Below are 11,713 nucleotides of genomic sequence, written 5' to 3' on the forward strand. Positions count from 1 at the left end.
GTTCACTACATATACTCCGCTCACACCCTGCCTGAACAGTCCGGTTCGACGGGAACAACAAGAAATCGACAAGAGTGGAGTCAACAATGAGCGCATACAAAATCGCTGCAGTGCCAGGTGACGGTATCGGTGTGGAAGTGATCGCCGCAGGCGTCGAGGTGCTGCAGGCCCTGTCGAAAAAATCCGGCTTTGAACTGGATTTCAAACACTTCGACTGGAACTCCGATAACTACCTGAAGAACGGCTACTACATTCCCGAAGGTGGCCTGGAAGAACTGAAAACCTTCGACGCGATTTTCTTCGGTGCGGTCGGTGCGCTCAACGTCCCGGACCACATTTCGCTGTGGGGCCTGCGCCTGCCGATCTGCCAGGGCTTCGACCAATACGCCAATGTGCGTCCAGCCCGCGTGTTGCCGGGGGTGAAAAGCCCGCTGCACAACGGTGACCAGATCGACTGGGTGGTGGTGCGGGAAAACTCCGAAGGCGAGTACTCCGGCAACGGCGGCCGCGTGCACCGTGGCCTGCCGGAAGAAGTCGCCACCGAAGTCTCGGTGTTCACCCGGGCCGGGGTCGAGCGCATTCACCGCTTCGCCTTCGAACTGGCGCAAAGCCGCCCGCGCAAACACCTGACCATGGTCACCAAGTCCAACGCCCAGCGCCACGGCATGGTGCTGTGGGACGAGATTTTCTACGAAGTGGCCAAGGACTTCCCGGACGTGAAGATCGACAAGGAGCTGGTCGACGCCGTGACCACGCGCATGGTGCTCAAGCCGTCGACCCTGGACGTGATCGTCGCCACCAACCTGCACGCCGATATCCTCTCGGATCTGGCCGCCGCGCTGTCCGGCAGCCTGGGCATAGCGCCGACCGCCAACCTCAACCCTTCGCGAAAGTTCCCGTCGATGTTCGAGCCGATCCACGGCTCGGCCTTCGACATCACCGGCAAAGGCGTGGCCAACCCGATAGCGACCTTCTGGACCGCGGCCATGATGCTCGAGCACCTGGGCGAAGCCGCTGCGGCGAAGCACCTGATGTCGGCCATCGAGGCCGTCACCGAAAGCGGTTTGCACACCCCGGACCTGGGCGGCAACGCCACCACACGGCAGATCACCGACGCGGTGATTGCGTTGATCAACCGCTGATATTTTCCAGCGATTCAAAGTAGTACTGCGGCACAACGCCCGGGGGCGGACATGCGTGTCCGACCCCAGGGCATTTCCTGACAACAATAAAAAATCAGGGCCCTGTCATGAAAAGAATATTCGGCAAACTCTACGTACAAGTACTCCTCGCCGTGATCCTCGGTGCCATCGTCGGGGTCTTCGTACCCGAAACCGGAACCGCGCTCAAACCGTTGGGCGACGCGTTCATCAAACTGATCAAGATGCTCCTCGCGCCGGTGATTTTCCTGACGGTGGTCACGGGCATCGCACGCATGGAAAACATGAAGGAACTGGGTCGGGTCGGCTTTCGCGCGCTGCTGTATTTCGAAGTGGTATCGACCCTGGCGCTGGTGCTCGGGTTGGTGGTGGTCGATGTGTTCAAACCCGGTGCCGGCATGAACATTGACGTCGCCACGCTCGATACCGCCAGCATCGCCACGTACACCACGGCAGGCAAGCATGCCTCGTTCATGGACTTCGTCATGAACATCATCCCCGACACCATTGTCGATGCCTTCGCCAAGGGCAACGTCCTGCAAATCCTGCTGTTTTCCATTCTGCTGGGCATCGCCCTGGCCCATGTCGGACCGCGCGGCAAAGCGTTCGTCGACACCCTGGACAGCCTGATGCAGGGCATGTTTCGCATCGTCAACATGGTCATGCGCCTGGCGCCGATCGGCGCATTCGGTGCCATTGCATTCACCATCGGCAAGTACGGTTTTGGCTCGCTGTTCTCCCTGGGCAAGCTGATGGCTTGCGTGTACCTGACCTGTGCGGTGTTTGTGATTTTTGTGCTGGGGCCGATCTGCCGCTACAGCGGTTTCAGCCTGTGGAAATTCCTCAAGTTCATCAAGGAAGAACTGTTCACCGTGCTGGGCACCAGCTCTTCGGAATCGGTGCTGCCGCAGATGATCTCCAAGATGGAAAAGGCCGGCGTTTCCAAACCCGTCGCCGGGATGATCATTCCCTCCGGCTTGACCTTCAATCCGGACGGGCAGGCCATCTACTACACCATCGCGGCGATTTTCATTGCCCAGGCGACCAACACGCCACTGACCCTGACCGATCAATTGATCGTGCTGGCGGTGCTGATGTTCACCTCCAAGGGCTCGGCGGGCGTCACCGGTTCCGGCTTCATCATTCTGGCGGCCACGCTGTCGTCCCTCGGTACGATTCCGGTGGCGGGCATGGTGTTGCTGCTGGGTGTTGATCGGTTCATGTCGGAAGCGCGTGCGATCACCAATACCATCGGCAATGGTGTCGGCACCATGGCGATTGCCAAGTGGGTGGGGGCGCTGGATACGGTAAAAATGCACAAGGCGTTGAATGGGGAGGTGGTGGAGGTAGGGCAGGTGAATGATGTGATTGTGCCGACATCGGTAGTGGCTGCTCCTTTGTCGGTGAGCCTGAAAAATGCCTCTCGGGCATAGGATTGGGTACATATCCATTCCTGCGGTAACAGCTGCAAACGGTTCCGCCCTAACGGCGGGTCATTTGGAAAAGCCTGTAGGAGCGAGCTTGCTCGCGAAAAACGTCTGGACGACACGATCATCCAGGCAGAGCGCGTTATCGTTGACGTCCATCGCGAGCAAGCTCGCTCCTACAGAAATGCGCTCGGCCTTCCGACGGGGCAGATCAAAAGCAGAGCAAAGCAAAAGCGAGGCGGCCTGACAGCCGACCTGGGTTGCGGGCCTATCTGCGATCCAACTGTGGGAGCGAGCCTGCTCGCGAAGGGGTCGTGTCAGTCACCATTAATGTTCGCTGTCAGACCGCTTTCGCGAGCAGGCTCGCTCCCACAGGGGATTGGCGTACATCTGCAAAAGCCAGGTCGGCTGTCAGGCCGCCTCGCTTTGGCTTTTGATTGCAGGCGCCCCCGTTAAACCACGATGGCCCATCGCGGCGACCCACGACCATTGGTCGCCCTCACTCAAATAATGGATATGCGCCCAATCCCCAAGCGCGCCTGAAGCCGCCGCTGTCCACCTCCACCACCAAGGGCTAAACTCCCGCGATAAAACCAAAACAACGACGTGACCTTGCCTGTATGAAAATCCATCCTCTGCCGCCACTCAATAGTCTGGTCGCGTTTGAAGCCGCCGCGCGCCACTTGAGTTTCACCCTGGCCGCGCAAGAATTGAACGTGACCCAGGGCGCAATCAGCCGCCAGGTACGCCTGCTCGAAGATTACCTGGGCAAGGTCTTGTTCGAACGCACGACCCGCACCATTCACCTGAGTCCGGCAGCCAGTCAATATTACGAAACGGTTCGCGCCTCCTTGCTGCAAGTGGCGCAGGCCACTGGTGAAATTCGTCATTGGCAGGGCGCCGAGCAAGTGACGGTGGCCACCAGTACGGCGATGGCGTCGCTGTGGTTGCTGCCCAAAGTGACCGAGTTTCAACGTGAAAACGAAGAGATCGATCTGCGCATCATCGCCCATGATCAGGTCAAGGATTTCTCGCGCCTGGATTGTGACCTGGCGTTGTATTACTGCAGTACGCCGCCGCGGGAAATGCAGGTCACGCCTCTTTTTTCCGAAGAGGTCTACCCGGTGTGCAGCCCCGCGTACCTGGCGAAACATCCGGCCTTGAACACGCCTGCCGACCTGGCGGCCTGCACCTGGCTGGTCCTCGACGATCCGCAGCGGGACTGGATCGGCTGGTCCGAATGGTTCCAGAGCCAGGGGCTGAAAAACGTCGAGCCCAAGCGCCGGATCAATATCAACAGTTATTCGATGGTGATCCAGTCGGCCATGAATGGGCAGGGCATTGCGCTGGCCTGGTCGAACCTTGTCGATGACTACCTGCAAAGCGGCGCGCTGGTGCGGCCGCTGGATGCCGTGTTGCGCACCGATGCGCAGTTTTGCCTGCTTGAACCGCTGTCCCGCGGCGGTATGCGGCAAAGCGTGAAACGTTTTCGTAGTTGGCTGATGAATCAACTCCCGTCGACGCCGTAGCACCACCTGTAGGAGCGAGCTCTGCTCGCGAAAAACGTCCAGGCAACGCGGTCATTCAGACAGCACTTTTGATCGTTAGCGACCATCGTCGGAACGCCGCCCGGAGACAAGCTCGCTCCAACAGAGCTTATGTGTTACTTCGAAAAAGTGTCTATTCATGATCAAAAGTCATGAATCCCTCCCGAAATATCGTTTGTCGACACCCCTCCCGTTTTCCGAAACTTGCCGCCAGCGGACCTGGCCAGCGAGCCTGCCGAACATTCCAAACCGTGCCCAGCAGGGGAAAACAATAATGAGCACCATCCAGCAAATTCCTGTGCATCACCTTGAAACTGTCCTCAATCCGATTCATGAAGCCACCGGCCTGAGCAACGAGTTCTACACCGAACAACGGTACTTCGAACTCGAGCGCGATCAGGTCATGGGCAAGACCTGGGCCTGCGTTGGTTTTGCCAGTGATCTGGGCAAGGCCGGTTCGGTCAAGCCGATCGACTTCATGGGCCTGCCGCTGCTGTTGATGCGCAATCGCGAAGGCCTGGTGCAGGTGTTCCATAACGTGTGCAGCCACCGCGGCATGAAGCTGGTGGAGGAGGCCGGTGAGGTGCAAGGCGTCATTCGCTGCCCTTACCACTCCTGGACTTACGACCTCAACGGCGGCCTGCGCGGCACGCCTCACGTCGGCGGTATCGATCAGCACAAGGATGAGCGTTTCGCCTGTGAGAAACACGGTTTGAAAGGCATTCGCAGCGCCATCTGGATGGACATGGTGTTCATCAACCTGTCCGGTGATGCGCAGCCGCTCGAAGACATGCTCGCCCCGTTGACCCAACGCTGGACCCAGTTTCTCGGGGAAGACGGCATGAGCCTGCTGCGCCGTCGTCCCGGCCACGACGCCACCACGCTGGACATCAACTGCAACTGGAAGCTGGCCGTAGAGAACTACTGCGAGGCCTATCACTTGCCGTGGGTACACCCGAGCCTGAACTCGTATTCGCGTCTGGAAGATCACTACAACATCATTTTCGACGAACACTTCGCCGGCCAGGGCAGCTACGCCTACAACCTGTCGGACGTGGCCGGAACGCACCTGCCGAAATTCCCGGGCTGGCCGCTGGACCGCCTGCGCAATGCCGAATACGTGGCGTTTTTCCCGAACGTCTTGCTCGGCATCCAGGCTGACCACGCCTTCGCCATGCAGCTTGAACCGGTTTCGCCGGGACGCACCATCGAGCACTTGCGCCTGTTCTATGTCGGCGACGAAGCCGCGAGCAGCGCAGAGTTCAGCGCCTGCCGCGATGCGATCCTGGAATCCTGGAAAGTGGTGTTCGCCGAAGACATCAGCTCGGTCGAAGGCATGCAGAAGGGCCGGCATTCCCCAGGCTACAAGGGCGGCGCGTTCTCCCCGGAAATGGACATCCCGACGCACTTCTTCCACCAGTGGGCCGCACGTCAATTGCTCGCCACCACGCCGTCTGCCTGAGGAGGTTGTCCCATGTATCCGATAGCCTCTCACTGGCTCAACTACATCGACGGGCAATGGAGTGACAGCGTCCAGCGCCTGACGGTGAACAACCCAGGCTCCGCCGAGCCGTTGGCGACCATCGCCCAGGCCACCGTGGCCGATGCCGAGCGTGCCGTGCAGGCGGCCCGACGCTGCGCTGACAGCGGTGAGTTGACCCGGGTGCGTCCGGCGCAGCGGGTCACCTGGCTGCTGCGTATCGCCGAGGAAATTCGTGCCGTGGCGGATGAGGGCGCCTGGGTGCTCTGCCAGGAAAACGGCAAGCGCCTGATCGATGCCAAGGACGAGTTCATCGAGGCGGCGCGCTACTTCGAGTACTACGCCGGCATGGCGGACAAGATCGAAGGCACCTCGATCCCGCTGGGCAACGGTTACATGGATTTCACGCTGTACGACCCGATGGGCGTGTCGGCGCAGATCGTGCCGTGGAACTTTCCGGTGTCGATCTGTGCCCGTTCGCTGGCGCCGGCCCTGGCGGCCGGCAATGCGGTGGTGATCAAGTCGCCTGAGCTTTCACCGCTGGGCATGTGCGTGCTGATCCGCGCCATTGCCAATGCCGGTTTGCCCCAGGGCGCGGTCAACCTGATTTGCGGTCGTGGTCGCGAAGTCGGTTCGCATCTGGTGAGCCACCGTGGCGTCGATCAGATCGTGTTCACCGGTTCCGTGCCGACGGGCCAGTCGATTTTGCGCGATGCCGCTGCGCATGCGATTCCCAGCGTGATGGAGTTGGGCGGCAAGTCGGCGGCGATTGCCTTTGCCGACGCCGATCGCGAGCAGCTGCTGGCCAGCGTCAAGTCGGGCATTTTCTTCAATGCCGGCCAGGTCTGTTCGGCGATGTCGCGGCTGCTGGTGCAGCGCGATATTTATGAAGACGTTGTAGAGGCAGTCGTCGCCCTGGCCGAAGGGCTCAGTGTCGGTGAAGGCTTTGAAAACGCCGACCTCACACCAGTGGTCAGTGCCGGGCAACTGGCGGGAATCGAAGCCTTGTGCCGACGTGCCGTGGAGGACGGCGCCATCGCGGTCACCGGGGGCGAAGCCTTCGCCGAGCGTGCCGGGCACTTCATGCGTCCGACCGTGTTCCGCGATGTCACGCCACAGATGTGCATTGCTCAGGAAGAAGTGTTCGGACCGGTGTTGGCGATCATGCCGTTCGACACCGAAGAAGAGGCCATCGCCATCGCCAACGGCACCGAGTTCGGCCTGGTGGCCGGGGTGTTCACCCAGGACATCAGCCGCGCCATGCGCTGCACCCGTCGCTTGAAATCCGGCCAGGTGTTCGTCAACGAATGGTACGCCGGTGGCATTGAAACGCCGTTTGGTGGCGTCGGTTTGTCGGGCTTCGGCCGGGAAAAGGGTCAGGAAGCCTTGTACAGCTACGTGCGCACCAAAAACGTGGCGATCCGGATCGCCGGGGAGTGAGCACCATGTTCAAGACTTGGCTTTGCATTGTCTGCGGTCTGATATACGACGAGGCGTTGGGCTGGCCCGAGGATGGCATCCTCGCCGGTACGCGCTGGGAAGATGTTCCCGAGGACTGGGTGTGCCCGGAATGCCACGTCGGCAAGGCTGATTTCGAGATGCTCGATATCAGCGAGTACACCGAGGCGGCTGCGGCTGTCAGCGTCCCGGTCAGCGCGCCGCCACTGGCCGTGCCTGTTATCCCAGCGTTGCTGCGCCAGCCGATCGTCATCATCGGTAGCGGTTATGCCGGTTATGGCCTGGCCCAGGCATTGCGCAAGGCCGATCCCGAGGTCGAGATCCGCGTACTGACCCAGGAGTCCGGGCACCTGTATTCGAAACCGGCGCTGTCGATCGGTTTATCCCAGGGCAAAAGTGCCGAGGCGTTGTCCGGTGAATCACCCTTGGCGATCGAACAGCGGCTGAACATCCGCGTTTATCCCCATTGCAAGGTGCTGGGCATCGACAGCGCGAAGCGACGCTTGCGCACCAGCTTCGGTGAGATGGAGTTCGGCCAACTGGTCCTCGCCAGCGGTGCCCAGCCTATCCGCCTGCCGATCCAGGGCGAGACGGCGGCCATGCTCAGCGTGAACAACCTGCAGGATTACCACGGCTTTCGTGAGCGTCTGACCGGCGTGCAGCGTGTGGCGATTCTGGGTGATGGCCTGATCGGGTGCGAGTTTGCCAATGACCTGGCCCACAACGGTTTCAGCGTGGATGTCATCGGCCTGGGTCGCTGGCCGATGGAACGCCTGTTGCCCGCCGAAGCGGGGCAGGTTCTGCAAAACGCACTGAGTGACTTGGGGGTGAAGTGGCATCTGCAAAACACCGTCGAGGCCATCGAAGCGAGCGGGCAGGGCTATGCCCTGAAACTGGCGGGAGGCCAAATCCTTGAGGCTGATCTGGTGTTGTCGGCGGTCGGGCTGCGTCCTGATCTGAGCCTGGCGCAGAGCGCTGGCCTGGCGGTCGGACGCGGCATTCAAGTCAATGCCCGGCTGCAAACCTCGGCACCGGGTATCTACGCCTTGGGCGATTGCATTGAGATCGACGGCCAGTTGCTGCCTTATCTGGCGCCGATCAACCAGGGCATTCAGGCACTCAGCAAAACCTTGCTCGGCCAGCCCACCGACGTCGACTACCCGTTGATGCCGGTGACGGTGAAAACCCCGGCCGTGCCGCTGTGCCTGTTGGCGCCGGCGATGGCCGGAGAAGGGCAATGGCGATGCACGCCGACGCCAGACGGTATGAGCGCCGGTTTCTATGACGCCGAGGGCCGGCTCAACGGCTTTGTCCTGCTCGGTCGCCAGGCGCAAACGCAGCGCAGCGCATTACTGCAGTCCTGTCAGAACTCTCAGCAGGCTGTCGCCTGAGGCTGGAACCATGAAAAATTCGATCAATTTGCCTTATGACGATGCGAGCTGCGGCTGGTACGCAGCATTGCCCGAGCAGCCGGCGTGCAAGCGCTTGTCCGGCGAACAGCGTGCAGACTTTGCGGTAGTGGGGGCGGGCTTTGCCGGCCTGGCCGCGGCCCGTCGCCTGGCCCAGCATCACCCCGAAGCGCGCATCATTTTGGTGGATGCGCAGCGGGTCGCCCATGGTGCCTCGGGGCGCAACTCGGGGTTCGTGATCGACTTGCCCCACAAGTTCGCGCTGCAGCATCCGGACCCGGCACACAAGCAACGTTTGCTGTCGCTCAACCGTTCGGCCATTTCACAGTTGCAGGGCCTGGTGCAAACCCACGGTATCGAGTGCCAATGGTCCCATGCCGGCAAGTATCAAGGCGCGGTGGGCCCGCGTGGCCTGGCGTATCTGGATCACTTCGAGCGGCTGATGAGCGACCTGGGCGAACCCTTTCGCCGGGTCGACTCAAAAGAGCTGGCCGGCGTACTGGGCACCCAACATTACAGCGGCGCGATCTACACGCCAGGCTGCTACCTGATGCAACCTGCCGCGCTGGTCACCGGCCTGGCGCGCACGCTGCCGGGCAATGTCGAGTTGCTGCAAGAGTCGCCCATCCAGCGTCTGGAGCGCGACGGTCGGGGCGGCTGGATTCTGCATGGCACCAACGGCGTGATCCGCACGCCGCAACTGTTGCTGGGCACCAGTATCTTCACCCAGGAGTTTGGCTATCTGCGCAATCGCCTGTTGCCGGTGATGACCTTCGCCAGTTGGACCCGTCCGCTGACCGATGCCGAACTGGCCACCTACGGCGGTCAATTGGACTGGGGCCTGACGCCGGCGGACCACGCCGGTACGACGGTGCGTATGACGCAGGATCGCCGCTTGATCATCCGTAACACCTACAAGCACGTGCCTAAATATGGCCGAAGCACCAGCGATGCCATGCGCTCGAACGTGCACGATGCGCATCGCAAGGCCTTCCAGGCGCGCTTCCCGCAACTGGCCGACGTGCCGTTCAGCCACACCTGGGGCGGGGTGTATGCGATCTCGCGCAACTTCACCAACTTCTTCGGCGAGCTGGAGCCCGGCGTGCACGCCTCAGCGTGCGACAACGGTGTCGGTGCAGCCTGGGGCACAATCTCCGGGACCTTGCTGGCGGATCTTGCCGTGGGGGCCGACTCCGTACAGTTGAACGACATCCGCGCGGTGACCGGCATGCCGTCGCTCAACCCGCCGGAGCCGTTCCTCGGCCTGGGTGTTCGCTCGCGAATTCGCTTGGCGGCCTGGAACAGCCGGAGCGAGTTATGAGTAAGCCCGAGAAAGGTAAAAGCCGGGTGTTGCGCATCGACCACCAGGACCTGGATTTCACTTTCCGTGGCGGTCCGCCCGGTGCCGCCTGGGTCGCCCGTGCCCTGAGCAATGAAATCTCGCCGAACATCGGCGTGGGTTTTGCCCGTTGGGAGGGCGCGCAAGTGGCCTGGACGGTGCTGTATGACGAGGTGATTTTCGTCATCGAGGGCTGCTTTGAACTGCAGGTCGGCGACGAGCTTTTCCAGGTCACACCTGGGCAGTTGCTGTGGATTCCCGAAGGAACTGCGTTGGTGTACGGCGGGCATGCCTTGTTCGGCTATGTGGTGCATCCGGGTAACTGGAAGCAGCTCCACGGTTTGACTTGAGGCATCTGACTGTGGCCTGCGGTTGCAGGCCAGGGGTTTCGCGATCTCATATTCCGGGAAACAGCACCGTGTTTGGACTGACGAAGATGTTCGGCGCGCTCTATTTGGCCAGCCTGTTGATGCAGCTGGGATCGACGTTGCTGATGACTTATCTGGCGCTGCGCCTGAATGGATCGGGAGCGGCCGAAACCGCGGGCGGTGCGTTGATGGCCGCCAATGCCCTGGGCATGGTGCTGGGTGGTTGGGTCGGGCGTAGCCTGATCGCGCAGGTGGGGCACATTCGAACTTACGCGGCCTGTGCCGGCATCATTGCGGCGGCGGTATTGGCCCACGAATTCAGCGCGTCATTGCCTTTTTGGCTGGTGCTGCGAGCGCTCGTCGGGCTGGCGATGATGTGTCAATTGATGGTGATCGAAAGCTGGCTCAACGACCAGGCCAGGACCGAACAGCGCGGCAGTGTCCTGGCGCTGTACATGGTCGCCAGTTACGTCGGCATGATGCTCGGTCAATTGGCCTTGAGTCTTGATGAAGGGTTGGGCATCCGTGCGTTGCTGGGTGTGGCGATGGTGTTCGCCTTGTGTTCGGTGCCCGTGGCACTGACCCGTAGCGCGCATCCGACGGCGGTGCCGGCGGCCTCTATTGACCTGGGATTGTTCCTGCGGCGGATTCCGCAGTCGCTGGTGACCATTCTGGTGTCCGGGATGATCAACGGAAGCTTCTACGGACTGGCCGCGATCTATGCCAGCAAGCAGGGGGTGGGAACGGCGCAGGTCGGGCAGTTCATGGCCTTGACCATCGGCGCCGGGCTGTTGGCCCAGTTGCCGTTGGGCTGGCTGTCGGATCGATTGCCCCGTGCAAGCCTGATTCGCGCGGTTGCGGTGCTGCTGATCCTCGTCAGCCTGCCGCTGGCGTTCAATCAAAGCCCTTCGTTTGCCACCTTGCTGTGGTTCGGCGCGGGCATCGGCTTCTTGCAGTTCTGCCTGTACCCGCTTGGCGTGGCGCTGGCCAATGACAACATGGAGCCCGCGTTGCGCGTGTCGCTCTCGGGCATGCTGTTGATCACGTTTGGCGTCGGCGCCTGTTTCGGGCCGTTGATCGCGGGTGTGCTGATGGAATACCTCGGTGCGTCGAGTTTTTACTATTTCTATGCCGGCAGTGCCTTGCTGCTTGCATTGCTGGTGGGCCAGAGAAAAATCACCGGCAAGCACCTGCAAAAGGATGCGCCGCTGCATCACCCGGTGACGCCCAACGGGATTGCCAGCTCAAACCTGGTGTCGGTAGTCGAGCCTGTGGGCGAGGGCACGCCCTTGTGTAGGAGCGAGCTTGCTCGCGATGGCCGTTAACGATAACGCGTGCTGTCTGAATGAACGCGTTATCCGGGCGTTTTTCGCGAGCAAGCTCGCTCCTACAGGACTGTAGGTCATAGGCGGTTTATTGATGCGTTTTTCTCATGAGTCGGTGACTAAATATGGTTTGAACGGTGGTTTGGTTTCAATCATCTTGGCAATGCTGCCAAAACCGAGATAGACCGGAATTAACCTGC

Annotated in this window: 9 protein-coding genes and 1 pseudogene; all 10 read left to right on the forward strand. The window is 61.1% G+C overall.

The features are described from left to right. Positions 1 to 86 precede the first annotated feature (86 nt). The 10 genes and pseudogenes from ACW9HW_RS09100 (at position 87) to ACW9HW_RS09145 (ending at position 11,513) form a co-directional block, all read left to right on the forward strand. Positions 87 to 1,142 carry a tartrate dehydrogenase gene (locus tag ACW9HW_RS09100; RefSeq protein WP_457399523.1) on the forward strand — a complete coding sequence of 352 codons (1,056 nt, stop codon included), beginning with the start codon at positions 87 to 89 and terminating at the stop codon, positions 1,140 to 1,142. A 107-nt stretch (positions 1,143 to 1,249) separates the two neighbouring features. Further along, positions 1,250 to 2,593, forward strand: coding sequence for a dicarboxylate/amino acid:cation symporter (locus ACW9HW_RS09105; protein ID WP_457399525.1), 1,344 nt, complete (start codon positions 1,250 to 1,252; stop codon positions 2,591 to 2,593). 614 nt (positions 2,594 to 3,207) lie between these two features. Next, the gene (locus ACW9HW_RS09110; protein ID WP_095193541.1) at positions 3,208 to 4,116 is read left to right on the forward strand and encodes a LysR substrate-binding domain-containing protein; all 909 of its coding nucleotides are present in this window, start codon (positions 3,208 to 3,210) and stop codon (positions 4,114 to 4,116) included. Positions 4,117 to 4,408: 292 nt separating this feature from the next. Then, positions 4,409 to 5,596 (forward strand): aromatic ring-hydroxylating oxygenase subunit alpha, encoded by a 1,188-nt coding sequence (locus ACW9HW_RS09115; protein WP_457399527.1) that lies wholly within the window; start codon positions 4,409 to 4,411, stop codon positions 5,594 to 5,596. Between the two features lie 12 nt (positions 5,597 to 5,608). Continuing rightward, entirely contained in the window at positions 5,609 to 7,054 is a 1,446-nt protein-coding gene (locus ACW9HW_RS09120) for an aldehyde dehydrogenase family protein (protein ID WP_095193542.1), read from the forward strand. Between the two features lie 5 nt (positions 7,055 to 7,059). Continuing rightward, positions 7,060 to 7,224 (forward strand): annotated as a pseudogene (locus ACW9HW_RS09125) (rubredoxin); the annotation flags it as partial. Continuing rightward, positions 7,213 to 8,463 (forward strand): FAD-dependent oxidoreductase, encoded by a 1,251-nt coding sequence (locus tag ACW9HW_RS09130; RefSeq protein WP_457399561.1) that lies wholly within the window; start codon positions 7,213 to 7,215, stop codon positions 8,461 to 8,463. The pseudogene ACW9HW_RS09125 and the gene ACW9HW_RS09130, both read left to right, overlap by 12 nt. A 10-nt stretch (positions 8,464 to 8,473) precedes the next feature. Continuing rightward, entirely contained in the window at positions 8,474 to 9,802 is a 1,329-nt protein-coding gene (locus ACW9HW_RS09135) for an NAD(P)/FAD-dependent oxidoreductase (RefSeq protein ID WP_457399529.1), read from the forward strand. Continuing rightward, positions 9,799 to 10,170 carry an ethanolamine utilization protein EutQ gene (locus tag ACW9HW_RS09140; protein ID WP_095193544.1) on the forward strand — a complete coding sequence of 124 codons (372 nt, stop codon included), beginning with the start codon at positions 9,799 to 9,801 and terminating at the stop codon, positions 10,168 to 10,170. The genes ACW9HW_RS09135 and ACW9HW_RS09140 overlap by 4 nt, the downstream gene beginning before the upstream one ends. A gap of 68 nt (positions 10,171 to 10,238) precedes the next feature. After that, a complete protein-coding gene (locus ACW9HW_RS09145) occupies positions 10,239 to 11,513 on the forward strand; it encodes an MFS transporter (protein ID WP_457399531.1) in 1,275 nt (424 codons plus the stop codon). Positions 11,514 to 11,713 lie beyond the last annotated feature (200 nt).

This window comes from Pseudomonas sp. SDO5532_S415 (genome assembly GCF_054071155.1).

Excerpts from the sequence above, each read along its gene's own strand:
- ACW9HW_RS09100 (WP_457399523.1), top strand. The coding sequence starts at position 87 with ATGAGCGCATACAAAATCGCTGCAGTGCCAGGTGACGGTATCGGTGTG.
- ACW9HW_RS09105 (WP_457399525.1), top strand. The coding sequence starts at position 1,250 with ATGAAAAGAATATTCGGCAAACTCTACGTACAAGTACTCCTCGCCGTG.
- ACW9HW_RS09110 (WP_095193541.1), top strand. The coding sequence starts at position 3,208 with ATGAAAATCCATCCTCTGCCGCCACTCAATAGTCTGGTCGCGTTTGAA.
- ACW9HW_RS09115 (WP_457399527.1), top strand. The coding sequence starts at position 4,409 with ATGAGCACCATCCAGCAAATTCCTGTGCATCACCTTGAAACTGTCCTC.
- ACW9HW_RS09120 (WP_095193542.1), top strand. The coding sequence starts at position 5,609 with ATGTATCCGATAGCCTCTCACTGGCTCAACTACATCGACGGGCAATGG.
- ACW9HW_RS09130 (WP_457399561.1), top strand. The coding sequence starts at position 7,213 with ATGCTCGATATCAGCGAGTACACCGAGGCGGCTGCGGCTGTCAGCGTC.
- ACW9HW_RS09135 (WP_457399529.1), top strand. The coding sequence starts at position 8,474 with ATGAAAAATTCGATCAATTTGCCTTATGACGATGCGAGCTGCGGCTGG.
- ACW9HW_RS09140 (WP_095193544.1), top strand. The coding sequence starts at position 9,799 with ATGAGTAAGCCCGAGAAAGGTAAAAGCCGGGTGTTGCGCATCGACCAC.